This window comes from Streptomyces sp. NPDC001502 (assembly GCF_042894785.1).
Taxonomy (GTDB): Bacteria; Actinomycetota; Actinomycetes; order Streptomycetales; family Streptomycetaceae; genus Streptomyces; species Streptomyces kutzneri.
Genome location: NZ_JBIAVW010000005.1, coordinates 444292 through 469362 on the forward strand (window position 1 = coordinate 444292; position 25071 = coordinate 469362).

Annotated in this window: 19 protein-coding genes; 14 read left to right on the plus strand and 5 right to left on the minus strand. The window is 72.0% G+C overall.

Annotation, left to right across the window (positions count from 1 at the left end):
• Positions 1-54 precede the first annotated feature (54 nt).
• Complete coding sequence (locus tag ACFY0D_RS11600; RefSeq protein ID WP_390798132.1) at positions 55-1269, minus strand: hypothetical protein; 1215 nt, start codon at positions 1267-1269, stop codon at positions 55-57.
• 96 nt (positions 1270-1365) lie between these two features.
• Here ACFY0D_RS11600 and recQ point away from each other — a divergent pair, with 96 nt between their 5' ends.
• The 5 genes from recQ (at position 1366) to ACFY0D_RS11625 (ending at position 10202) form a co-directional block, all read left to right on the plus strand.
• Complete coding sequence (gene recQ / locus ACFY0D_RS11605; RefSeq protein WP_390798133.1) at positions 1366-3399, plus strand: DNA helicase RecQ; 2034 nt, start codon at positions 1366-1368, stop codon at positions 3397-3399.
• Positions 3400-3887: 488 nt separating this feature from the next.
• A complete protein-coding gene (locus tag ACFY0D_RS11610; protein ID WP_390798134.1) occupies positions 3888-4127 on the plus strand; it encodes a hypothetical protein in 240 nt (79 codons plus the stop codon).
• Positions 4128-4241: 114 nt separating this feature from the next.
• Positions 4242-5048: a hypothetical protein gene (locus tag ACFY0D_RS11615; protein WP_390798135.1), complete on the plus strand. Its 807-nt coding sequence runs from the start codon at positions 4242-4244 to the stop codon at positions 5046-5048.
• Positions 5045-7315 (plus strand): NHLP family bacteriocin export ABC transporter peptidase/permease/ATPase subunit, encoded by a 2271-nt coding sequence (locus ACFY0D_RS11620; RefSeq protein WP_390798136.1) that lies wholly within the window; start codon positions 5045-5047, stop codon positions 7313-7315. Before ACFY0D_RS11615 ends, ACFY0D_RS11620 begins: the two co-directional genes overlap by 4 nt.
• 1 nt (position 7316) lies before the next feature.
• Positions 7317-10202: an NHLP bacteriocin export ABC transporter permease/ATPase subunit gene (locus ACFY0D_RS11625; RefSeq protein ID WP_390798137.1), complete on the plus strand. Its 2886-nt coding sequence runs from the start codon at positions 7317-7319 to the stop codon at positions 10200-10202.
• 54 nt (positions 10203-10256) lie between these two features.
• On the opposite strand, the gene ACFY0D_RS11630 is transcribed toward ACFY0D_RS11625, so the two are convergent.
• Complete coding sequence (locus ACFY0D_RS11630; protein ID WP_390798138.1) at positions 10257-10997, minus strand: hypothetical protein; 741 nt, start codon at positions 10995-10997, stop codon at positions 10257-10259.
• 208 nt (positions 10998-11205) lie between these two features.
• Here ACFY0D_RS11630 and ACFY0D_RS11635 point away from each other — a divergent pair, with 208 nt between their 5' ends.
• From ACFY0D_RS11635 to ACFY0D_RS11665, 7 genes are all read left to right on the plus strand, one after another.
• Positions 11206-12045 carry a M15 family metallopeptidase gene (locus ACFY0D_RS11635; RefSeq protein WP_390798139.1) on the plus strand — a complete coding sequence of 280 codons (840 nt, stop codon included), beginning with the start codon at positions 11206-11208 and terminating at the stop codon, positions 12043-12045.
• Between the two features lie 149 nt (positions 12046-12194).
• Positions 12195-13109 carry a cyclase family protein gene (locus ACFY0D_RS11640; protein WP_390798183.1) on the plus strand — a complete coding sequence of 305 codons (915 nt, stop codon included), beginning with the start codon at positions 12195-12197 and terminating at the stop codon, positions 13107-13109.
• A gap of 157 nt (positions 13110-13266) precedes the next feature.
• The gene (locus ACFY0D_RS11645) at positions 13267-14847 is read left to right on the plus strand and encodes a GMC oxidoreductase (protein ID WP_390798140.1); all 1581 of its coding nucleotides are present in this window, start codon (positions 13267-13269) and stop codon (positions 14845-14847) included.
• Positions 14848-15084: 237 nt separating this feature from the next.
• Positions 15085-15879: an SDR family oxidoreductase gene (locus tag ACFY0D_RS11650; RefSeq protein WP_390798184.1), complete on the plus strand. Its 795-nt coding sequence runs from the start codon at positions 15085-15087 to the stop codon at positions 15877-15879.
• Positions 15880-15911: 32 nt separating this feature from the next.
• A complete protein-coding gene (locus ACFY0D_RS11655) occupies positions 15912-17402 on the plus strand; it encodes a cytochrome ubiquinol oxidase subunit I (RefSeq protein WP_390798141.1) in 1491 nt (496 codons plus the stop codon).
• Complete coding sequence (locus ACFY0D_RS11660) at positions 17399-18445, plus strand: cytochrome d ubiquinol oxidase subunit II (protein WP_390798142.1); 1047 nt, start codon at positions 17399-17401, stop codon at positions 18443-18445. The genes ACFY0D_RS11655 and ACFY0D_RS11660 overlap by 4 nt, the downstream gene beginning before the upstream one ends.
• 53 nt (positions 18446-18498) lie before the next feature.
• Entirely contained in the window at positions 18499-19185 is a 687-nt protein-coding gene (locus tag ACFY0D_RS11665; RefSeq protein ID WP_390798143.1) for a CatB-related O-acetyltransferase, read from the plus strand.
• 37 nt (positions 19186-19222) lie between these two features.
• Here ACFY0D_RS11665 and ACFY0D_RS11670 read toward each other — a convergent pair whose 3' ends face one another.
• Positions 19223-21067, minus strand: coding sequence for a glycoside hydrolase family 15 protein (locus ACFY0D_RS11670; RefSeq protein ID WP_390798144.1), 1845 nt, complete (start codon positions 21065-21067; stop codon positions 19223-19225).
• Positions 21068-21218: 151 nt separating this feature from the next.
• Positions 21219-21863, minus strand: coding sequence for a dihydrofolate reductase family protein (locus tag ACFY0D_RS11675; protein ID WP_390798145.1), 645 nt, complete (start codon positions 21861-21863; stop codon positions 21219-21221).
• Positions 21864-22035: 172 nt separating this feature from the next.
• Between ACFY0D_RS11675 and ACFY0D_RS11680 the strand changes: the two genes are divergently transcribed.
• On the plus strand, positions 22036-22605 hold the full coding sequence (locus tag ACFY0D_RS11680; protein WP_390798146.1) for a TetR/AcrR family transcriptional regulator: 570 nt from the start codon (positions 22036-22038) through the stop codon (positions 22603-22605).
• A gap of 78 nt (positions 22606-22683) precedes the next feature.
• Positions 22684-23862, plus strand: a complete 1179-nt coding sequence (locus ACFY0D_RS11685; protein WP_390798147.1) for a GDSL-type esterase/lipase family protein — start codon at positions 22684-22686, stop codon at positions 23860-23862.
• A 12-nt stretch (positions 23863-23874) separates the two neighbouring features.
• Here the strand turns inward: ACFY0D_RS11685 and ACFY0D_RS11690 are convergent, their stop codons facing one another.
• Entirely contained in the window at positions 23875-24927 is a 1053-nt protein-coding gene (locus tag ACFY0D_RS11690; RefSeq protein WP_390798148.1) for a DUF2804 domain-containing protein, read from the minus strand.
• Positions 24928-25071: the final 144 nt, after the last annotated feature.

Consider the following 25071-nt stretch of genomic DNA (forward strand, 5'->3'; position numbering starts at 1 on the left):
CCCCCATCTCGCGCCGTCTTCATCAGGTCGGCACGATGACCGGCAGGAACCGGCCTAGTCCTGCCAGTAGAAGAGCAAGGTGTCGGCCTTCAACGGGTCGCGGCTGCCGAAGTAGTACACGCACAGGCCGGTGACCTCGATCGAGGCGACGGCCTGGTCGATCCAGCGGAACCCGGCCGATTCGAGGGCTCGGCGCACGTCCGGATCGTCGTCGTCACCGGTGGCGAACCGGCCGAGCGTGCTGACGAACACCGTGCTGTCGTCCGTGCCGTAGCCGATCACGTGGTACGTGCCGTCCCCTGAGCCGTTGTCCTCTCCGCAGGAGACCGGCGGCTTCGGCGCGAGGCCCGCGGCCGTGAGGGCGGCCGTGGCCCGCAGCAGCCGCTCGGCCGGGTCGGAAGCCGGCGGCGGCTCCGTGCACACGGCCTCGATCCGCCACCGCGGATCGCTCCGCTCCTCGGCCCACTGACCGTACTCGTGGACGATCGCCGCGCGCAGTTCCTCGTCCAGGCCGGCCACCTCGACGCGGGGCCGCCCCAGCTCCTCGTACAGCCTCCGGGTCTCGGCGACGTCGTCGGTCAGCCGGTGCAGCGCGTACACGGCCCACAGCTTCGCCTCCTCGGCCGGCGCCCCGGCGAGGTAGCCGCGCAGCCGTTCGGGGTCGGTCAGGAACTCCTGGGCGCGGTACGCGACCGCCCGGTCGGGGTCGGCGAGCGCATCGGTGACGTCCTCGCCGGCGTGGTGGCGCAGGCGGATGGCGGTGGAGCGGTCCTCGGGCCGGGCCCCGTCGAGTTCGGCCAGGACCGCCTCGAACCCGTACCGTGCGGCCAGGGCGTCCAGCCCCGCCTCGCCGGTCTCCCGCCGGTGACGCCACGGGCTGAAGGCGACTGTCGTCAGGGCGCCCGCCGCCGTGAGGTCGCCGAGCGCGCCGCGGGCCCCCAGGACCGCTTCGGCCATGCCGTACGCGCCGTCCTGCTGCCGGTCCTCGTGCCGCAGCCAGGGCAGCAGCTCGGGGCGGTCCGCGAGCAGGTCCAGCAGCGCGATGCGCACATGGCTCACGTCACCGGTGCCCTGGACGCAGGCGATCAACTTGGGCACGCGCCGCTCCGGCACCCGTCCGGCCAGTGCCTCCGCGCAGGCCTGGCGGCGCCACCACGGCTGGGCCGCGTCGGCCGCGCACCTCGCGAGGGCGTCCGCGTCGAACGCGCGCAGGCCCGCGGTGTCGGTCCGCCCGGCTTCCGGACTCAGCATCTTGATCGTCTTCGCCATCCCGGGAGGCTACTCGGCGCCGCCGGGCGAGGCCTCCCCTTTCCCGGGTCCGGGCGGACGGGATCCGGTGTCGGTGGGTGTCGATAGGCTTCATGGATGGCACTCCCCGACGCTTCCCCCGACACCGCCGAGACCTCCGAGACCTCCGACGCTCTGCAGGTACTGCACCGCGTGTTCGGCTACAGCTCCTTCCGCGGTGAGCAGCAGGAGATCATCGAGCAGGTCGTCGGCGGCGGCGACGCCCTCGTGCTGATGCCGACCGGCGGCGGCAAGTCGCTCTGCTACCAGATCCCGGCGCTGGTCAGAGAAGGCACGGGCGTCGTCATCTCGCCGCTCATCGCGCTGATGCAGGACCAGGTGAACGCGCTGACCGCCCTCGGGGTGCGGGCCGGATTCCTCAACTCGACGCAGGACCCGTACGAGCGGCAGGCCGTCGAGCAGGCGTTCCTCGGCGGCGAGCTGGACCTGCTCTACCTGGCCCCCGAGCGCCTGCGCACCGAGAGCACCCAGCGGCTGCTCGACCGCGGGACGGTCTCGCTCTTCGCGATCGACGAGGCGCACTGCGTCGCCCAGTGGGGTCACGACTTCCGGCCCGACTACCTCGCGCTGTCGACGCTGCACGAACGCTGGCCGAAGGTGCCCCGGATCGCGCTGACCGCGACGGCCACCGCGGCCACCCACGCCGAGATCGTGGCGCGGCTCGGCCTGGAGGAGGCCCGGCACTTCGTCGCCAGCTTCGACCGGCCGAACATCCAGTACCGGATCGCCCCGAAGAACAACCCGCTCAAGCAGGTGCTGGAGCTGATCCGCAGCGAGCACGCCGGTGACGCCGGAGTCGTCTACTGCCTCTCGCGGGCCTCCGTGGAGAAGACCGCGGCCTTCCTGGTGGAGCAGGGCATCGACGCCGTCGCGTACCACGCCGGCATGGACGCCCGGACGCGCGCGGCGAACCAGGCGCGGTTCCTGCGGGAGGACGGGGTCGTGGTGGTGGCCACGATCGCCTTCGGCATGGGCATCGACAAGCCGGACGTGCGGTTCGTGGCGCACCTCGACCTGCCGAAGTCGGTCGAGGGCTACTACCAGGAGACCGGCAGGGCGGGCCGCGACGGCGAGCCGGCCACGGCGTGGCTGGCGTACGGCCTGCAGGACGTGGTGCAGCAGCGCAAGCTCATCGACGGTTCCGACGGCGACGAGACGCACCGCCGCTCACTGGGCATGCACCTGGACGCCATGCTGGCGCTGTGCGAGACGGTCGACTGCCGCCGGGTGCGGCTGCTGGAGTACTTCGGCCAGGCGGGCACGCCGTGCGGCAACTGCGACACGTGTCTGACGCCGGCCGAGTCCTGGGACGCGACGGTCGCCTCGCAGAAGCTGCTGTCGACCGTGTGGCGGCTGGCGAACGAACGGCGGCAGAAGTTCGGCGCCGGTCAGGTCATCGACATCCTCCAGGGCAAGAAGACGGCCAAGGTCATCCAGTTCGACCACGACGCGCTCTCGGTGTTCGGCGTCGGGGCGGACCTCGGCACCGCGGAGTGGCGGGGGGTCGTACGCCAGCTGCTGGCGCAGCGGCTGCTGGCGGTGGAGGGCGAGTACGGGACGCTGGTGCTCACGGACGACAGCGGCGAGGTGCTGGGCGGACGCCGCAGCGTCCCGATGCGCAAGGAGAAGGCGCCCGCCGGACCCGCCCGCAAGGAGTCCGGTTCGCGCTCGGGGAAGGGCGCCCGCGTGCCGGTCGACCTGCCGGCCGCGGCGGAGCCGGTCTTCCTGGCCCTGCGCGCCTGGCGGGCCGAGACGGCTCGGGAGCAGGGCGTACCGGCGTACGTCGTCTTCCACGACGCGACGCTGCGGGAGATCGCGACCCGGCTGCCCGCCTCGACGCAGGAGCTGGGCACCATCGGCGGCGTCGGCGAGGCGAAGCTCGCCAAGTACGCCGAGGGTGTCCTCGACACCCTGGCGGAGTGCGGCGCCACGGCCTCGGCCGCCGCGTCCGCACCGGCGGCCGGGTCCGCCGCCCCGGCCCACCCGGAGGCACCGCCCGCGGCACGGCCCGCGGCGGCGGCGCCGGACGACGACGAGCCGCCCTTCGACCTGGACGAGATGGCTCCGCCGCCCTGGGACGACTGGCAGTAGCGGTTCCAGCCGCACGGGGCGCCGGGCCGCGGCACCCCGCACCCATGGGCGCGGCATCCTGCGCCCATGGGCAGTCCGGCCCATGGGCGCCCGGCGACCGGGTGTGAGCGGCCCGTTACCAGGTGCACCCTCGGGAAACCTGCACACGGCGTCCGCGATCTCGACAGCGGACCTCCCCCGCAGGGCAATTTGTCATGGTATATCCCGCCCCTTCAGTGGCGATTCGTCCCGTTCTGTTCCATGCTGGCAGCGCACCGTCCCTTTCTGTTACTCGTTCCTGTGAAGAAGTCGCCTCCATTCGGTGAATCAAGCTGCACGTCCGTCGGCAGAGGTGACCGCCCGCCCGTGACGGGAAGTCAACGGGATTGGGTGGAGGGTGCGTTCGCGTGCTTTCATCGAGCGCATCGCAGCAGTCAGGAACGGCGGACGAGTTTCGTTCCGCCGACCGCGCGGCGATGAATTCCTCCCCCCAATGAAAGGTGCGCGCCATGCGTAACGACCTGGAGACCCGCGAGATCGACGACACCGAGCTGGACGCCGTGTCCGGCGGCATCATCAGCGTGTCCGGTGGCCTGGGCGGCGCCGTGACCAGCGATGTCAGCAATGTCGTGGGCGTCGTGGGCTCCCTCCACACCGTCCAGGCCGCGACGGGCATCGTGTCCCACGTCCCCGGTCTCGTCACGGGCATCACCGGTGTTTCGGTGAACTCCGGTCGCGCCGGTCTCTGATCGGAAACACCCCGTGAACCCCGGATCATCCCCCACGGCTCCGGGGTTCACGGCCGCCCGTATCTCCGCCCGCATGTCCTCCCGACGATACGAATGCAGCTGAGGGAACAGTTCGTGCAGTTTCGCCAAAAGGCTCTTTCCAAGCTGCAATCGCCCGAGGAATTGGACCTGCCCGTTCGCTTCGCCCGCCCGCAGGGGCGACTGGTCCTGGCCGTCACCGTCGCCGTCATGGCGGCCGCGGCCTACTGGGCCTTCACCGGCACCGTGTCGTCCAAGCTGAGCGCACCGGGCATCCTCACCCGGGCCGAGGGCAGTTACGTGCTGCAGACGCCGGTCGCGGGACAGGTGACCGGGGTCCTCGCCGAGGAGGGCCAGCTGCTGGCCGCCGGTGCGCCCCTGCTCAACGTCCGTACGGAGCAGGGGGAACGGCCCGTGCGCGTGGTGACCGGCGGCCGCTTGACGACACTGGTGGCCAAGGTGGGTTCGGTCATCGCCACGGGTGCGGACGTGGCCACCGTGGAACGTGCGAAGGATCCGGAGGACCCGCTGGTGGCCGTGCTGTACGTACCGGGCGGCAGCGGTTCGGCGATCGCCGTGGGCGCCCCGGTCGACCTGAGCGTCCAGTCCGTCCCGCAGCAGCGGTTCGGCATGCTGCGCGGGCGCGTCACGGCGGTCGGCCGTGCGCCCCAGACGCAGGCACAGATCGGCGGCTTCCTCGGCGACAGCGGGCTCGCCGAACAGTTCTCCCGTCACGGCAGCCCGGTGGCCGTGGTCGTACGGCTCGAACGCTCCTCCTCCACCCCGTCCGGCTACCGGTGGTCCTCCGCGGACGGGCCCCCGTACGCCGTCGATTCGAGGACGCCGGTCACCGGAGCCGTCCACCTCGCCGCGCAGCGCCCGGTCGACTGGCTGCTGCCGTGACCGCGCCGCACCTCCCTCCCGCCGGGCGCCGGCGCCACCGCCCCGAGCCGAAGGGCGGCTCTCGCCGCAGGCCCGCACCCGCACCCGCACCCGCGCGCGTACCGAGGGGCAGGACGCCCCGCCCCGTACGCACTCGCACCGTGCTGCAGATGGAGGCGGTGGAGTGCGGCGCCGCCGCCCTGGCCATGGTCCTCGGCCACCACGGCCGCTTCGTCCCGCTCGAAGAACTGCGCATCGCGTGCGGTGTCTCCCGCGACGGTTCCCGCGCCAGCAGCCTCCTCAAGGCCGCCCGTGGGTACGGGCTGACGGCCAAGGGCATGCAGATGGACCTGGCCGCGCTCGCCGAAGTGAGCGCCCCGGCCGTCCTCTTCTGGGAGTTCAACCACTACGTCGTCTACGAGGGCACGGCCCGGCGGCCCGGCCGCACGGGCGTGTACGTCAACGACCCCGCCAAGGGCCGCCGGTTCGTCCCCATGGACGAGTTCGACACCAGCTTCACCGGGGTCGTCCTCACCTTCGAGCCGGGCGACGGGTTCCGCCGCGGTGGCCGCGGACCGGGTGTCCTGGGGGCCGTGCCGGCCCGCCTGCGGGGCACCTCGGGCACCATGGCCGCCGCCGTGGTCGCCAGCCTCCTCCTGGTCGCCGTCGGCGCGGCGGTGCCGGCCCTCAGCCGTACGTACATCGACATGTTCCTCATCGGCGAACAGACCTCCCTGCTCGGTGTGCTGTTCGCCTCGATGGCCGTCGCCCTCGTCCTCACCGCGACCCTCACCGCGCTGCTGCAGGCCAACCTGCTGCGCGGGCGCATCATCTCCTCGACCCTGAGCAGTGCCCGCTTCTTCCGGCACCTGCTCAGGCTTCCGGTCACCTTCTACTCCCAGCGCAACCCGGCCGACCTGGTCCAGCGCCTGCAGTCGAACGACGCGGTCGCCGAAACCCTCGCCCGGGACCTGTCCGCCGCGGGAGTGGACGCCGTGGTGGTCGTGCTCTACGCGGTGCTGCTGTGGACGTACGATCCGCAGCTCACCCTCGTCGGCGTGGCCGTGGCGCTGCTCAACGTGGTCGCCCTGCGGATCGCGATCCGGCTGAGGGCCACCGGTACCCGCAAGCTGCGCGCCGAGAGCGCCCGGCTGACCAACACCGCGTACGGCGGTCTGCAGCTCATCGAGACGATGAAGGCGACGGGCGGCGAGAACGGCTTCTTCCGCCGCTGGGCCGGACAGCACGCCGTCACCCTCGACGTGCAGCAGCGGCTCGGCGTGCCCGGCGCGTGGCTGGCGATCGTCGCGCCCACGCTCGCGGCGTTCAACAGTGCGCTGATCCTGACGATCGGCGGCCTGCGGGCGGTGGAGGGCCACCTCACGGTGGGCCTGCTCGTCGCCTTCCAGGCCCTGGTGACCAGCTTCACCGCGCCGATCTCCCGGCTGGGCGGCGTCGCCGGCCGGATCCAGGACTTCGCGGCCGACGTCGCCCGCCTGGGCGACGTCGAGAACTTTCCGGTCGACCGGGTCTACTCACGGCGCGAGCCCGCGGCCTCCACCCGGCGTCTCAAGGGGCATGTGGAGCTGGACGGCATCACCTTCGGCTACAACCCGCTGGACGCCCCGCTGCTCAAGGACTTCTCGCTGACGGTCGGACCGGGACAGCAGGTCGCGCTCGTCGGAGCCTCCGGCAGCGGCAAGTCCACCGTCTCCCGGCTGGTCTCCGGCCTCCACGCCCCCTGGGCCGGGGCCATCCGCATCGACGGGATGCGGCTGGAGGACATCCCGCGCGGCGCGCTGGCCGCTTCCGTCTCCTTCGTCGACCAGGACGTCTTCCTCTTCGAAGGCACCGTCCGCGACAACGTCACGCTGTGGGACCCCTCCATCGCGGACGAGGCCGTCGTCGCCGCCCTCCAGGACGCCGCCGTGCACGACGTGGTGGCCCGCCGCCCCGGTGGCATCCACAGCCGCGTCGAGCAGGACGGCCGCAACTTCTCGGGCGGCCAGCGCCAGCGCCTGGAGATCGCACGGGCGCTGGTGCGCCGCCCCAGCGTCATGGTGCTCGACGAAGTGACCAGCGCCCTGGACGCGGTGACCGAGCAGATCATCATCGACAACCTGCGCCGCCGTGGCTGTGCCTGTGTGGTCATCGCCCACCGGCTGAGCACGGTGCGCGACAGCGACGAGATCGTCGTGCTCGACCGGGGCACGGTCGTGGAACGCGGGCGCCACGAACACCTGGCCGGCGCGCAGGGCCCGTACGCCGCACTGGTCAAGGAGCACTGAGGTGACGTACGCCGACCATGCCACAGCTGCTGCCGCCACCGGTACGCCGGCCGGAGCTCCGGACCCGGTCGTCGCGGCCCTGGGCGCGCTGGGCTCGCCGGTGGACTGCACGGGACTGCGCAGCCTGTCCCTGGAAGGTCCGCTCGTCCTGTGGCTGGTCGTCGAGGGCGAGCTGGACCTGTTCGCGGTGGCCGCCGTGCAGGGCGGGCAGTGGCACTTCCTGGGCCGGCTGGAGCCGGGCACGCTGCTGCTCGGGCCCGCCGAGGGCCCCGACCACACCCTGGTCGGCCGGCCCCTGCCCGGGTGCCGGCTGCGGCGTATCGGGCTGCGGGAGCTGTACCGCTCGGAGTACGCGCCGTTCCCGCAGGACCCGCAGTACCCCCAGTACACCGGTGAGGAGCCGTACGGCGCCGCTGCCGCGGGAGGGCCGAGCCCGCTGGAGGACGCCTTCGCGCGCGGCATCGGCCGCGGTCTGCGCGTGCTCTGCGAGGCGCCGCTGGACGCCGCCACCACCGGGCACGGCGGAGCCGACGACGACATCCTGTGGATGCGGATCGCCCCCGGCAGTGTGCGGTACGGCGCCGTGTACGAGACGGAGCCGGTCGGCACCCTCCTCGTCGACGCCGCGATGTGGCAGGGCATGGTCGACCAGCAGTACCGGCTGCTGTACGCCCTGGACGGCTGGATCGAACAGCTGGAGCGCGCCCACGAGGACCGCACGGCCGCCGGGATCCAGGCGGGCCGGGCAGCCCGTACCCAGGCGGACCGGACGCTGCTGGCGTCCATCGTCCGCGCCGGCGGCCGCGATCGGCACCGGAGCGCGGACGCCGACGCGACCTTCGCGGCGTGCCGCGTCGTCGCCGGCGCGGCCGGTATCGCCCTGTCCGCACCGGGCGGGGCAGGCACCACGTCCGAGCAGCTGGACCCCGTCGAAGGCATCGCGCTCGCCTCGCGGATCCGCACCCGCGTGGTCGGCCTCGGCGGGCGCTGGTGGCGGGAGAACAGCGGGCCGTTGGTGGGCCGGCGCGAGAAGGACGGCACGCCGGTCGCCCTGCTGTGGCGGCGCGGTGGCTACGAGGCGGTCGAACCCGCCACCGGCAGGCGCGAGCGCGTCAGGAGAGCCAACCAGGCCGCCTTCGAACCGCGCGCCGTCATGCTGTACCGCCCCCTGCCCGAGGGTCGGGTGGGCCTGCCCGCACTGCTCCGGTTCAGCCTGCGCGGCACCCTCCCCGAGCTGCGCAGCCTGATGGCGGGCGGACTGGTCGCGGTGGTGCTGGGGGCGTTGGTGCCGGTCGCCACCGGCCAGGTCCTCGGCCGGTACGTCCCGCAGGGCGAGACCGGCCTCATCGTGCAGACCGGGCTGGCGCTGGTCGCGACCGCCGTGGTCGCGGCCGTCTTCATGCTGCTGCAGAACACCTCCCTCCTGCGCATGGAGGGCCGTATCGAGGCCACCTTGCAGCCGGCCGTGTGGGACCGGCTGCTGCGGCTGCCGGCCACGTTCTTCGCCGGTCGCTCCACGGGCGAGCTGGCCGGCGCGGCGATGGGCATCAGCGCGATGCGCCGCGTGCTGTCCGGCATCGGCCCGGTCTGCGTACAGGCGGGCGCGGTCGGCGTGGTGAGCTTCGTCCTGCTGCTCGTCCACAGCGTGCCGCTGGCGATGGCGGCGCTGGGCATGCTGGCCGTCATCGCGGTGGTCTTCCTGGGCCTGGGGCTGTGGCAGCTGCGGTACGAGCGCCGGCTGAACACGCTCGGCCACCGGCTGGGCAACCAGGCCTTCCAGACCCTGCGGGGCCTGCCCAAGCTCCGCGTCGCCGCGGCCGAGAGCTTCGCGTACGCCGCCTGGGCACGGGAGTTCGCCCGTACCCGCGACCTGCAGCAGCGCATCGGCCGGACCCAGAACGTCAGCACGGTCCTCGGCGCCGTCTACCTGCCGCTGTGCACGCTGGTGATGTTCGTGCTGCTGGCCGGTCCGGCACGCGGCGCCATGTCCGCGAGTGAGTTCCTCACCTTCAGCACCGCGCTGACGATGCTGCTGTCGTCGGTCACGCAGGTGACCGGCGCGCTCGTCTCGGCCGCCGCGGTCCTGCCGATGTTCGAGCAGATCAGGCCGCTCCTGCGGGAGATCCCCGAGGTGGACCGTTCCAGTACCCGCCCGGGAGAGCTGACCGGTGCCGTCGAGGCCAGGAACCTGTCCTACCGTTACGCCGACGACGTCCCGCTCGTCCTCGACGACGTCAGCCTCCGGATCGGACCCGGCGAGTTCGTCGCGGTCGTCGGGGCCAGTGGCTGCGGCAAGTCGACCCTGCTGCGGCTGCTCATCGGATTCGACAGGCCCGTCTCGGGCAGTGTGCTCTACGACGGTCAGGACCTGGCGGCGCTCGACCGGGCGGCCGTACGCCGCCAGTGCGGCGTCGTGCTGCAGCACGCCCAGCCCCTGACCGGCTCGATCCTCGACTGCATCCGCGGCACCGGGACGTTCTCGACGGAGGAGGCCTGGGAGGCCGCCGCCATGGCGGGCCTGGCGGCGGACATCGAGGCCATGCCGATGGGCATGCACACCATCCTGTCCGACGGCGGCGGAACCGTCTCGGGCGGTCAGCGCCAGCGGCTGATGATCGCCCAGGCCCTCATCCGCAAGCCGCGCATCCTGTTCCTCGACGAGGCCACCAGCGCGCTGGACAACGAGGCCCAGCGTGTGGTCACCGAATCCACCCGCGCCCTGCGCGCCACCCGCCTCGTGATCGCCCACCGGCTCTCCACGGTCATGGACGCCGACCGCGTGATCGTCATGGCGGACGGCCGGATCGTTCAGCAGGGCCCGCCCGCCGAACTGCTCGCCGACACGGCCGGCCTCTTCCACGGCCTGGTCCGCCGGCAGCTGCGCTGACCCGCGCGTCACCCCGGAACGCTCCCGGGGCGGGCGCTGGTGCCTTCCGGTCCGCTACTGGAGCTCGGACAGGTCGACCGAGTCGGCCGGCGCCGGGGGCCGGGGCGTGACGGGCTTGTCGAAGTCGGAGAAGGAGGCGTCCACGCGCCGGCCGGACTCGTCGGTGCCCCGCACCTGCAGGAGATACGGCTCGTCCTCGGTGGCGACCTGGTAGGTGCCCGTCCGGCCGTCGCGCTTGCTGGTGACCGTGATGGCGGGCTGGCCGTCGACCGTGGTCCGGGAGCCCTTGACCAGCTGTTCGCTCGGCGGCTTCGAGGAGAACTCCTTCTTGAAGAAGTCCAGATCGCAGACCTGCGCGAAATCGCTCAGCAGGGGACTGTCCGTAGTCCCGTGCAGGTAGCGGCCGTTGATGAGCGCGATCGCGTCGTCGGCCGCGGGACCCGGCACCTGGGCTTTGAGCAGGGCGTCGTCGAGTTTCATCCAGACGTCGTCGCCGCGTTTGACGATGTCGGCCTTGCCGGCGTTGCCGGGGGGTGTGACGGTGCCGACGCAGTCGCCCTGCTCGTCGAACCGCAGGTCGAGCGTGGTGGTGCCCGAGGTGTCGGTCACCTTGCCCACCATGTGCATGGAGGTGACCTCGGACATGGCCTCGCGCGAGGCCTGTGCGATGGCCTGGGCACTCTCGTCGGCGATGCCGTTGTCATCGGCGACGGCCGTGCCCCCGCCCGCGAAGACCAGCAGGCAGGCGGCTCCGGCGGTCGCGCAGCGGGCCGCGACTGCCCTGGGTGCGGACATCGGGCATCACCTTCCTCGGGCCGCATCCGGTACGGCGGCGGCAGCCATCACCGCCCCTCCGGCGCGACCGGGTCACCTGATCAGCGTAGGTCCGCCGCACGGTGGTCGCAGTTCGGGTGGGTTCGGCCGGATCCGGACGGGACGGGCCCCGGCGTCGGGCAGCATGGTGCCCGATCACGTCCCCACAGCACAGCCGACGGAGGGTTGGATGACCATTTCCACGTTATGGGCGCCGATGAGGGCACGTCTCGCCATGACCGTGACCGTGACGGCCGCCGCCGCTCTCACGATGGCCGGGGCCGCCACCGCCGGGGCGAGCGCACCGCCGTCCGAGGCGAAGGCTCCGGGCGCGTTCGTGGCACTGAGCTCGGTCGACCCGACGATCCTGCAGGACATGCGGTACGTGCGTGCGCACAACTTCGTCGGCGAGCCGGTCGACGGCTACCGCCAGCCCCTCTGCATCCTGACCCGCCCGGCCGCCGAGGCCCTGCACCGGGCCCAGGTGCGCCTGCTGCGCCAGGGCTACTCGCTCAAGGTGTACGACTGCTACCGGCCGCAGCGGGCCGTCGACCACTTCGTACGGTGGGCCGAGGACCTCGGCGACGAGCGGCGGAAGGCGGAGTTCTATCCGCGGGTCGACAAGTCCCGGCTGTTCGAGGACGGCTACATCGCGAAGAAGTCGGGACACAGCCGGGGCAGCACCATGGACGTGACGCTGGTGCGGCTGCCGGCGCTGCCGGCGCCCCGACCGCGGCCGGGGCAGGAGTCGGTGCCCTGCTACGCGCCCCGGGCGGAGCGGTATCCGGACAACTCCGTGGACATGGGCACGGGCTTCGACTGCTTCGACACGCTGTCGCACACCGACGACCCGCGCGTCCAGGGCGCACAGCGCGCGAACCGGGACCTGCTGAGGTCGGCGCTGACGGCGGAGGGATTCGTCAACCTGCCCGAGGAGTGGTGGCACTTCACGCACAAGCCGGAGCTGTTCCCCGACACGTACTTCGACTTCCCCGTCGCACACCGGTCGGTCGCCGGACACCGCTCCTGAGGATGCGCGCCGCGGTCGGGCGGGCGACGCGGCCGCCGGGATGCACGGGACGCCGCGGCGGCGGACAGTGGAGGCGGGGCCTTGGGCAGACCGGGAGGACCCGCGTGACGGACGACGACCCGACCCCCGACCGGGCGGTTCCTCCTTTCATGTCGGAGGCGGCCTTCCGCTCCCTCCACGCCGAGCTGTGCCGGCGGGCACCCGCCGGTCCGGAGCACCGGCGCGGCACCCTCGCCCACCTGACCCCGGAGCGCGTGGCCGCGGCCGCGGCCGAGGTGCGCCTCGGGCGCACCGTGTCGCTGGCCACCCCCATCGAGACACAGCCGGGGCCGGACGATCCGCAGCCCGCCGTCTACCGCCTGACGGCGCCGACCGCGCCGGAGGCCGGAACCCCGGGGGTGCACTTCGCCCTGGACCGGTTCGCCATGAACGTGCACGGGGACGCCCACAGCCATCTCGACGCCCTGTGTCACGTCGTGTTCGACGGCGAGCTCCACGGCGGCCTCCCGGAGAGCCGTCTGACGGCGGGCGGCGCCCGCGGGATCACCCTCGACCTGGTGCGCGACGGGATCGTCGGCCCCGGGGTCCTGCTGGACGTACCGCAGCTGCGCGGGGTCTCCTGGCTGGAGCCCGGAGACTTCGTGACCGCCGACGACCTCACGGCGGCCGAGGAGGCCCAGGGCGTCCGGATCGGGCCGGGCGACCTGCTGCTCGTACGGGTCGGCCACCGCCGCCGGCGCCGGGAGACCGGCGCCTGGGACGCGGCGCACGCCCGGGCGGGCCTGCATCCGGCGTGCATGGGGCTGCTGGCCGAGCGGCAGGTCGCCGTCCTCGGCTCGGACGGCAACAACGACACGGCCCCGAGCCCGGTGCCCGGCGTCTCCTTCCCCGTGCACGTCCTGGCCCTGCACGCCCTGGGCATGCACCTGATGGACTACCTGGACCTGGACGAACTGGCCGACGCGTGCGCGGGGCTCGGGCGCTGGCGGTTCCTGTGCACGGTGGCACCGCTGCGGCTGCCGGGGGCCACCGGCTCCCCGGTGAACCCGATCGCCGTCCTGTGACACGCGCCGCCGGTGCCTGAGGGCTCCGGCCCCGGCATTCCCGGCCGCGCGCATCCCCGGGTGCCGCACCGGCGAGGGGCGTATACGTTCGTAGGGGGACCCTGCCGCGACAGGCCCGCCGGGGCGGCGGCACCGCAAGCCGAGGACGGTGATCCGGTTGAACGACGCTCCGCACTACGACGTCATCGTCATCGGAACAGGTGCGGGCGGCGGCACGCTCGCCCACCGGCTCGCGCCGTCCGGGAAGCGGGTGCTGATCCTCGAACGCGGCGGCTACCTCCCCCGCGAACGCGACAACTGGGATTCCACGGCGGTGTTCGTCAAGGGGAAGTACCGCGCGCCCGAGTTCTGGTTCGACCGGCACGGCCGCGAGTTCCCTCCCGAGGTCAACTACTACGTCGGCGGCAACACCAAGTTCTACGGCGCGGCGCTGTTCCGGCTGCGCCCGGAGGACTTCGGGGAGCTGCGCCACCACGACGGCATCTCGCCCGCCTGGCCGGTCGGTTACGAGGACCTGGAGCCGTTCTACACCCAGGCGGAGCACCTCTACCGGGTGCACGGCCGGCACGGCGAGGACCCCACGGAGGGTCCGGCGAGTGCCCAGTACGCCCACCCGCCGGTGGAACACGAGCCGCGGATCCAGCAGTTGAGCGACGATCTGGAGATGCAGGGGCTGCACCCCTTCCACCTGCCCATCGGGGTCGATCTGGACCAGGACGCGACCGGCCGGGCGACCCCGTCCAGCGTCTGCATCCGCTGCAACCGGGTCGACGGCTTCCCCTGCCTGGTGCGCGGCAAGTCCGACGCCCAGGTGATCTGCGTGGAGCCGGCGCTGCAACACCCGGGCGTCGAGCTGGTCACCCACGCGCACGTGCTGCGGCTGGAGACCGATCCGACGGGACGTACGGTCAGCTCGGTCGTCGCCCGCCTCGACGGCGGCGAGGAGGCCCGGTTCTCCGCCGACCTGGTGGTCGTGGCCTGCGGCGCGGTCAACTCGGCGGCGCTGCTGCTCGCTTCGGCGAACGACCGGCATCCGCGGGGACTGGCGAACGGTTCGGACGTGGTCGGGCGGTTCTACATGCGCCACAACAACCTGGCCCTGATGGCCATCTCGCGGGAGCCGAACGACACGCAGTTCCAGAAGACCCTCGCCCTGCACGACTGGTACCTGGGCGCGGACGACTGGGACTACCCCCTCGGCGGGATCCAGATGCTGGGCAAGTCGGACGCCGAGCAGATCCACGGCGAGGCCCCGCGCTGGGCCGGCGCGGTGACCCCGGACATGCCGTTCGAGGTCATGGCCCACCACGCGGTGGACTTCTGGCTGTGCGGTGAGGATCTGCCGCTGCCCGACAACCGCGTCACTCTGGACGGCGACGGCCGCATCCACCTCGCGCTCGACGAGTCCCACAACACGGCCGGGCTGGGGCGGCTGCGGCACAAGCTCCAGAGCATGCTGGGGCACCTGGGCATGCACGAACACCACCTGCTGGACCACAGCCTCTACCTGCACAAGGGCATGCCCATCGGTGCGACCGCGCACCAGGCCGGCACCGTACGGTTCGGCACCGACCCGGCGTCGTCCGCCCTGGACCTCAACTGCAAGGCGCACGAACTGGACAACCTGTACGTGGTCGACACGAGCTTCTTCCCGAGCATCGGCGCGGTGAACCCGTCGCTGACGGCCATCGCGAACGCCCTGCGGGTCGGCGACCACCTCCTGGAACGGATGGGCTGACCCGAGCCGGGACACCACGGCCGGGACACCGCAGCGGACACCGCCGACCGGGCGAAGATCCTGCACCGGGTGGCGCAACACGGATCGCGGCAAGGCGCCGCGCGCCGGATGCGGTGATTGGGTGACGCCGGACCCGCCGGGGTGCCGTCACCCCGACGGCACGGAGCGGCGGTGCGAAGGAGGCAGTCCGTCGTGAGTTCGACCGAGGGCGTACCCCGGGGCGTGATCCCCGCGCACCTGCTCCGGGGCCAGAAGGCGCTGGTGACGGGTGCGAACTCCGGAATCGGCAAGGCCACGGCGATCGGCATGGGCCGGGCCGGGGCGGACGTGGTCGTGAACTACGTGGCCGGACGCGAGGATGCCGAGAAGGTCGTCGCGGAGATCGCCTCGTTCGGGGTGCGCGCGGCGGCGTACGAGGCGGACGTGTCCGACGAGGGCCAGGTCGTGGCCATGATGGACCGCATGGTCGAGGAGTTCGGGACCATCGACATCCTCGTCGCCAACGCCGGCCTCCAGCGGGACTCCGCCTTCACCGAGATGACGCTCGCCCAGTGGCAGAAGGTCATCGACGTCAACCTGACGGGACAGTTCCTGTGCGCCCGCGAGGCGACGAAGGAGTTCCTGCGGCGCGGGGTCGTCCCGGAGGTCTCCAGCTCCGCAGGAAAGATCATCTGTATGAGTTCGGTGCACCAGATCATCCCCTGGGCCGGGCACGTGAACTACGCCTCCTCCAAGGGCGGCGTGCAGATGATGATGGAGACGCTGGCCCAGGAACTCGCCCCGCAGAAGATCCGCGTCAACGCGATCGCCCCCGGCGCGATCCGTACGCCCATCAACCGCAGCGCCTGGGACACGGAGCAGGCCGAGCAGGACCTGCTCAAGCTGATCCCGTACGGCCGGGTCGGCGATCCGGAGGACATCGCGCACGCGGCCGTCGGTCTCGCCTCCGACCTCATGGACTACGTCGTGGGCGCCACGCTCTACGTGGACGGCGGAATGACCCTCTTCCCGGGCTTCGCCACCGGCGGCTGACCTCCATCCGCTTCGGCCCCGGGGAGGGACGCATGCACACCACGCTCCACCTGTTGGCGGAGGCACCGCCGCCGCAGATGCTGCCGGCCCGCTCGCTCATGGCCTTCACCCTGGCCTCGCACATCATCCTGGTGCCGATGGGCGTGGCGCTGCCGCTGATCACCCTGATCATGCACGGCTACGGGCTGTGGCGCGGCGACGCGACCGCCCTGCTGCTGGCGCGCCGCTGGTCGGCGGTCATGGCGGTGCAGTTCGCCATCGGCGTCGTCACGGGCACCGTCCTGTCCTTCGAGTTCGGCCTGCTGTGGCCGGGGCTGATGGGCCGGTGGGGCGATGTGTTCGGGATCGGCTTCGGCGTCGAGGCATGGGCCTTCTTCCTGGAAGCCGTCCTCATCGCGATCTACCTCTACGGGTGGCGCCGGCTGCCCGCCCGTACCCACTTCCTCCTCGGACTGCCCCTGCCGGCGACGGCCCTGCTGGGCGCCTTCGGCATTCTTGCGGCCAACTCCTGGATGAACACCCCGCAGGGCTTCTCCCTCGACTCCGAGGGCAATCCCGTCGACGTGGACGTCCGCAAGGCGATCTTCACGCCGATGTTCGGGCCGCAGTACTGGCACTTCGTCGTGGCGATGCTGGTCACCGCCGGGTTCGTGGTGGCCGGTGTCTACGCCACCGGCTGGCTGCGCGGGCGCCGCGACCGCTACCACCGCCTCGGCTTCACCGTTCCGTTCACGGTCGCGGCCGTGTTCACCCCCGTCCAGTTCGTGCTGGGCGACGCCATCGCCCGGGCGGTGTTCCAGAAGCAGCCGGTGAAGTTCGCGGCGATGGAGATCGTCTGGAACACCGACACGCATGTCCCGGAGTACCTTTTCGGCCGCCTCCACCCCGACGGGACCGTCACCGGCGGCATCAAGATCCCCCAACTCGACTCCATCCTGGCCGGCTTCAGCCCCGACACCGAGGTGCACGGACTGTCGACCGTACCGGCGGAGAACCGGCCCACCGTTGCCCAGGCCACCCTCATCCACTGGACCTTCGACATCATGGTGGGCATCGGCTCGGTGCTCCTGCTGCTGGTCATCTGGTACGCGTTCGTCTGGTGGCGCCGCCGCCGGCTGCCCGCGTCCGCGTGGTTCTACCGCAGCGCCGCCTGCGCCGGGGTGGCGAGCGTCATCGCCGTGGAGTGCGGCTGGATCACCACCGAGGTGGGCCGCCAGCCGTGGATCGTCTACGAGAACATGCGGGTCGCCGAAGCGGTGACCGGGGCCCGCTCCGGGTCCTTGTGGACCATGTTCGCCGTGGTCGTCGTCGTGTACGTCCTCATCTTCGGGGCCTTCCTGGCCGTGCTCCTGAAGATGCGCACCCGATGGCGCCAGGACGACGAACGAAGCCTTGAGGCGGGCACGATGGCGACACCGGAGACCGACACCCCCTACGGCCCCCGCTCCGCCGTCCCGGCCGGCGACGCCCCCGCTCCGGGCGACGGCACCGGCGAGGCACCGGCCGAGGACGGCAGGCCATGACCGCCGCCGGTGTGGTCGCCGCCGTCCTGCTCCTCGCGGTGGCCGCCTACACCTGCGCCGGGGGCACCGACTACGGGGCGGGGTTCTGGGACCTGACGGCGGGCGGCGCGGAACGCGGGAAGCGCCCCCGGTGGCTCATCGACCACGCCATGGCTCCCGTGTGGGAGGTCAACAACGTCTGGCTCATCTTCGCCCTGGTCATCATGTGGACCGGGTTCCCGGTGTTCTTCCAGACCGTGTTCTCCTCGATGTGGCTGCCCCTGGCCCTCGCCGTCATCGGCATCGTGCTGCGCGGCGCCGGCTTCGCGCTGCGCAAGCCGACCCGCAGGATCGCCGGACGGCGCGTCTACGGAGCCGTGTTCGCGGTCTCCTCGCTCCTCACCCCGTTCTTCCTCGGTGCCGCTGCGGGCGGGATCGCCTCGGGGCGGGTGGGACCGGGCACCGAGCCGACGGCGCACGCCTGGTTCAACCCGACCTCCGTCTTCTTCGGCCTGCTGGCCGTCGTCGGCACGGCGCTGCTCGGGGCGGTGTTCCTGGCCGCGGACGCCGTCCGCTACGAAGCCCCCGACCTGCACGTCTACTTCCGGCGGCGGGCGCTGGCCGCCCTCGGCCTCTTCGCCGTGCTGGGGGCGGTCACGCTGATCGTCGCCCACGAGGACGCCCCCCACCTGTGGCACGGCCTCACCCACGGCGCCGGGCTCGTCCTCGTCGTCGTGGCCGTACTGGCCACCCTCGTCACGGCATGGCTGCTGCTGCGCACGTCCGGGGCGTGGTCCCGGCCGGCGGCCGTCGTCCTCATGGCCTCGGCCGTGCTCGCGTGGGGCGTGGCGCAGCGCCCGTACCTCATCCCCGGCCGGCTGACGGTGGCCGAGGCGGCGGGGGCGCCCAGCACCCTGCACTGGCTGATCATCGTGACCGTCGTGGCCGCGATCCTGGTCTTCCCCGCCGTGGCCTTCCTGTACCGGCTCGACACCCGCGGCGCACTGGAACCGCTCACCGACGCCGACCTGCGAAGGGACGGCGGTCCGGAACCCGGGGCCTGACGGATCCCGTCGGCGGGCGCCGGAACACCGGAACACCGCACGGCACGAGCAGAATGGAGCCTTGGCCAGCCTTCGCCGTACCGAAAGCGACTGCCGTGAACCGTCTTCCCGCGGACCCGACCGTGCTCCACCCGTTTCCGGACCAGCCGCGCGTGGTACTGCTCAAGCCGCTGCTGACGTCGCCGCTGATCGAGGCCGGGGAGTACTCGTACTACGACGACCCGGAGGACCCGACCGCGTTCGAGACCAGGAACGTCCTGTACCACTACGGGCCGGAGAGGCTGGTCATCGGGAAGTTCTGCGCGCTGGGCACCGGGGTCCGGTTCATCATGAACGGGGCCAACCACCGTATGGACGGCCCCTCCACGTTCCCCTTCCCCATCATGGGCGGCTCCTGGGCCGAGCATTTCGACCTGCTCACCGGCCTGCCCACCCGGGGGGACACGGTCGTCGGCAACGACGTCTGGTTCGGCTACGGCACGACGGTCATGCCCGGGGTGCGCATCGGGCACGGTGCCGTCATCGCCTCCGGTGCCGTCGTGGTCGACGACGTCCCCGACTACGGCATCGCCGGCGGCAACCCGGCCCGCCTGATCCGCACCCGCCACACCGACGCCGACATCGCCCGCCTGCTCTCGATCGCCTGGTGGGACTGGCCGGCGGCGCACCTCACCGAACACATCCGGACCGTCATGTCGGGCACCGTCGACGACCTCGAAAGGGCAGCGCCGCGAGCGTGAAGGGGCGGCGTCATGACCGCACTGCCGGCAGGATCTCCTACGGCGCGGAGCCCCGGTTCAGGGCCGCGTCCAGGGTGATCGCCGCGTCGATGAGGGCGAGGTGGGTGAAGGCCTGCGGGAAGTTGCCCAGTTGGCGTCCGGTCAGGTCGATCTCCTCGGAGTACAGGCCCAGGTGGTTGGCGTAGCCCAGCATCTTCTCCAGGACGAGCCGGGCCTGGTCGATCCGTCCGGCCCGGGCGAGGGCGTCGACGTACATGAAGGTGCACAGGGAGAAGGTGCCCTCAGAGCCGCGCAGGCCGTCCGGCGACGCCTCGGGGTTGTAGCGGTACACCAGGCTGTCGGTGACCAGTTCCTGCTCCATCGCGTCGAGGGTGGATGCCCACATCGGGTCCTGGGGGGTGAGGAAGCCGACGGTGGGCATGCGCAGGAGCGAGGAGTCGAGGACCCCGCTGCCGTAGTGCTGGACGAACGCGCCGCGCTCCTCGCTCCATCCCCGGTCCATGACCTGTTCGAAGATCCGGTCCCGGGTGGCGCTCCAGTGCAGTACCGGTGCGGGCCGGCCGCTGAACACGGCGTGCCGCAGGGCACGGTCGAAGGCAACCCAGGACATCACGCGGCCGTAGGTGAAGTCCTTGGCCCCGCCACGGGTCTCCCACAGCCCTTCGTCGGCCGAGTCCCAGTGTTCCGCCAGCCACTCCAGCACGCGGATCAGGCCGGTCCAGCCCCGGTACCCGAGGTGGATGCCGTGCCTCTGCGCGAACGAGATGCTGTCCAGCGCCTCGCCGTAGATGTCCATCTGGAGCTGGGTGGCCGCTCCGTTGCCGATGCGGACGGGCGACGAGCGTTCGTAGCCCTCCCAGTGGTCCAGGGTCTCCTCCTTCAGGTCGGAGGAGCCGTCGACCGCGTACATGATGTTCAGCGGCCCGGTGTCCCCCTCGCCGCCCGCCCGTTCCGCGATCCGGTCGCCGAGCCATCCGATGAACGCCTTCGCCTCCTCCGTGAACCCCATGCCGAGCAGGGCGTACACGGAGAACGAGGCGTCCCGGATCCATGTGTAGCGGTAGTCCCAGTTGCGCTCGCCGCCGAGCTGCTCGGGCAGCCCGGTGGTGGGGGCGGCGATCACGGCGCCGGTGGGGGCGTAGGTCATCAGCTTCAGGGTGACGGCGGAGCGCTCCACCGCCTCGCGCCAGCGGCCGGAGTAGCGGGAGGTGCTCAGCCAGTTCCGCCAGTAGCCGATGGTGGCCTGGAAGAGCTCCTCGTACTCGTCGAGGCGGATCCGCTGGGGCGGCCCGTCGGCGGCGGACTCCAGGATCAGCCCGCGCTGCTGCCCCGCTTCCAGGCTCAGGGTGAGGTGCACGTCGCGCTCGCCGCCCGTGAGGAGGTGGCCCAGCCGCTCGTCGTCCGGCTCCCGGATGGTGTGCACGGTCAGGGTGGTGCCGTCGGCGGTGAACACCGCCCCGTTCTCCGTGAGGTGCAGATCGTGCGACTTGCGCCCGTAGTCGAACCGGGGAGCGATGTCGACGTCGAAGGTCATGCTGCCGCGCACGCAGCGGACCATGCGGACCAGCCGGTGCCGGGCCGTGACCGTGGTGCCGGTCAGGGGCATGAAGTCGACCACCTCGCCGGCGCCGGCCTCGGTCATGAAGCGGGTCACCAGCACCGCGGTGTCGGGCAGGTACAACTGCTTGGTCGCGTACGTCGTGTGGGCCGGGCGGACTGTGCAGTGGCCGCCCTTGCCCTTGTCGAGCAGGGCTCCGAACACGCTGGGCGAATCGAATCGCGGGCAGCAGAACCAGTCGACCACTCCGTCGGAGGTCACCAGCGCCGCGGTCTGCAGATCGCCTATCAGGCCGTGGTTCTCGATCAGCGGGTACTCGTCCATCAGGGCGTCCCTTCCGGCATGCGTCGCCGCCCGGATCTCGGCCCCCCGAACCAGCGTATGCCGGGCCTGCGGCACCGTCCCGCCGAGCCGGGCCTCTACGACGTACGGCGTACGCCGCAGGGGGGTCCCCCGAGCGGCTCGGCGGGCGGCTTCAGTCCCCGCTTCCGGCACCACGGTCGGGGGCGCTCATGTCCCCCGTCGCGGGAATGCCGTCGGCGAGCCCGTAGCGCAGGTAGACGGTGCCCTTCGGGCCGGCTGCCGGGGGTGCGAGGAGCGTGAGGTTGCTGGGCACCTCGCCGCCGTCGAACACCTTCTTCCCGACGCCGAGGACGATCGGGTGCAGCCAGAGGTCGAGGCGGTCGAAGAGCTTTTCGCGCAGGAGGGTCTGTACGAGGTTCAGGCTGCCGACGACCTTCACGTGCTCGTGGCGGTCGCGGATCTCGCGGACCGCGCCGGCCAGGTCGGGGCCGAGCTGTGCGGATCCGGCCCACGGGAGGTCGGGCCTGCCGCGGGAGGCCACGTACTTCGGGACGCGGTTGAAGAGCGTGGCGATCTCGTCGTCCTCACCACCCTCCTGGTGGGGCCAGTAGGCGGCGAAGATGTCGTACGTCCGGCGGCCGAGCAGGAGGGCGTCCGTGCCCTCGTACGCGGCACCGATCTGCGCCCCGGCGACCTCGTCCAGCAGGGGCGCCTGCCAGCCGCCGAACGGGAACCCCGCCGGGTCCTCGTCGGGGCCGCCGGGCGCCTGCCCGACGAGGTCGAGGGTCGCGAACAGCTCGATGTGGATGAGGCCCATGGCGCACTCCCGATGAATCGGTTTTCTCCGTTGTCTCCGTCAAGAGTCGGACCGGCCGGCGCCCTCGAACTCATCGCCGCGCCGGAACCGGATTCGCCCGACGCCGGCATTTGCCTATAGCCTTTAGGTAAACACATAATGACTGTAGCTGAATCAAAGGAAGGTGAAGGTCATGGTGAGGGTGGGGCTGACCCCGGAGCGGCTGACCCTGGCAGGGGCGGAAATGGCCGATGAGGCCGGATTCGAGCAGGTGACCCTTTCGGCGCTCGCCCGGCGGTTCGACGTCAGGGTCGCGAGTCTGTACTCGCACGTGAAGAACTCCCACGAGCTCAGGACCAGGATCGCCCTGCTCGCGCTGGAGGAACTCGCCGACCTGGTCGCCGCCGCCGTGGCCGGGCGTGCGGGCAAGGACGCCCTGATCGCCTTCGCGAACGCCTACCGCGACTACGCCCGGGCGCATCCCGGCCGCTACGACGCCGCACGGCTCAGGCTCGACCCGCAGACGGCTGCCGCGAGCGCAGGGGTGCGGCACGCGCAGATGACGCGGGCGATCCTGCGCGGCTACGACCTGACGGAGCCGGACCAGACGCACGCGGTCCGCATGCTGGGCAGCGTCTTCCACGGCTACGTCAGCCTGGAGGCGGCCGGAGGCTTCAGCCACACGGCCGTCGACGCGCAGGAATCCTGGGCCTGGACCCTGGAATCCCTCGACGCCATGCTGCGGCAGCGGAACACCCCCTGACCGGCGGGGCACCGCGCGCCGACCCGACCCACACCCCGTACACCCCGTACACCCCGATCAGCAGGCTGAGGCAAGGCAATGAGCACCGAACAGGACTGGATCACCACACCCGTCACCGCGGACATGCTGCGCGGGCACCTCGACGTGGAGAGGACCGCGCACGGTCTGCTGCCGCACCGGCTGCCGGCCTGGGCGCGCCAGCAGATCCCCGACGACCGACTGGCCGTGGCCGAGGCCCAGCCCTCCGGCGTACGGCTGGCGTTCCGCACCCGGGCCACGGCCGTCGAACTCGACACGCTGCCCACCAAGCGGGTCTACCGGGGCTTCCCGCCTCCGGCGGACGGCGTCTACGACCTGCTCGTCGACGGCCGTCTCACCGCCCAGGCCACGGTGGCCGGCGGCAATGTCCGTACGGTCACCGACCTGGTCGGCCAGACCTCGGAGCTGACCGAAGGGCCTGCGGGCACCGCCCGGTTCACCGGTCTCCCGGCCGGTGACAAGGACATCGAGATCTGGCTTCCGCACACGGAGATCACCGAACTGATCGCCCTGCGCACCGAATCCCCCGTCGAACCGGCACGCGGCAGCGGGCGCAGGGTGTGGCTGCACCACGGCAGTTCCATCAGCCACGGCTCGAACGCCGTCCACCCGAGCGCCATCTGGCCCGCCCTGGCCGCCGCCCGGGGCGGAGTGGAGCTGGTCAACCTGGGGTTCGGGGGCAGCGCGCTGCTGGACCCGTTCACCGCGCGTGCGATGCGGGACACGCCCGCGGACCTGATCAGCCTCAAGATCGGCATCAATGTCGTCAACGGCGACACGATGCGCCTGCGCGCCTTCACCCCCGCCGTCCACGGCTTCCTCGACACCATCCGCGAGGGCCGTCCGACGACACCGCTGCTGGTGGTCTCCCCCATCCTGTGCCCGGTCCAGGAAGACACCCCCGGCCCTCTCGCGCCGGACTTCGACGGCGGGACCCTGCGGTTCAAGGCCACGGGCGATCCGGCCGAACGCGCTGCCGGGCGACTCACCCTCACCATCATCCGCGACGCACTCGCCGCGATCGTGGAACAGCGGGCGGCCGAGGACCCGAACCTCCACCACCTCGACGGACGCGCCCTGTACGGCGAGAGCGACCACGCCGAATTCCCGCTGCCGGACGCGATCCACCCCGGCCCCGAAGGACACCACCGCATCGCCGAGAACTTCGCACGGCTGGCATTCGCGGGCGACGGCCCCTTCGCCACCGGGACCGGCTGAGCTGCACGGGGATCACCAGCGCATGCGGACGTCCTCGGCCCATCCCAGCAGCCGGTCCACCACGATCCGCTCGCCGTCGTCCGTGCGGATCGAGCCCGTGTAGTGGCCGAAACACTGATCCGTGCGGTTGGCGAGGAGACCGATGTCGGTGCGGGTGGACCGGTTGTGGAACGGGGTGAACACCAGGTCCACCCGGTCCGATCCAGGGGTGCGGATCGACCACGGCGCCAGGTGGTCACCGCGGGACCAGTGCCACGTGAGCTCTTGGCCGATCTTGCTGATCCGGCCGTCCACGCACACCGCGTTCTCCGTCGCTCCGGTGCCGCGGGTCCAGCGGCCGCCGAACTGCAGCCCGACGGTGCGGCCGTCCGTACGCCCGGAGGCGGCGCCCCAGTTCCACGCCACCGAGCGGGGCCACCGGCCACGCCCGTGATCGAGGGTGCCCCAGGCGTCGGCGCCGAAGGCCAGTACGTCGCCGCCGATGCGCACCGTGCCGGAGGCGGGCCGGGCCGTGTGCTTGGACGTGTACTGGAAGCGGCGTTCGTCCCAGGGCACCACCACGGAGAGGGTCTCGTGCCCGGCGGGCATCTCGACGAGGAGGTCCACCTCCACCGAGAGGCCCTGCGGGCCGAGACAGCGCGCCCGCAGGCGGGTGCCGGAGCCCTCGCCGTGGATCTCGATCCGTACCCGGCTCCCGGCCGGCCGCGGCGGTCCGACCACGAGCGAGGGAGATCCCGGATCCGGAGCTCCGGCGATGGTGTCGGGGAGGCGGACGCCGAATCCGCCGGGCACGATCGCGGTGCGCTCGAACTCCCTTGCAGCCGCACCGTATTCCAGGACGTAGATCGAGTTCAGGGCCAGGTAGTCGAGGTCGCTCACGGTCAGGGCCACCAGGTGCGTGGGCGTGGTCACGCACCAGTACTCCCAGCGCTTCGTCCGCCCCCAGCCGGGAATCCGGCAGCGGTGCAGGGGCCGGCGCGACCAGCCGATCGCGGCCGGGGCGATCCTCCCGTCGGTACGGCACAGGTCGACGGGCGCGACGATCTCACGTTCGTGCGTGGACATGGCCGGACCCTACCGGCCATCGGCACACCGGAACGGGCAGTCGCGAGAACCCCTGTGAGAACCCCTGCGCCGAACCCCTGCGCGAGCCGCGCTCTCGGCCGGGGACGGGTAAGCGGCGGGCGGCGGGCGGCGGGCGGCGGGCGG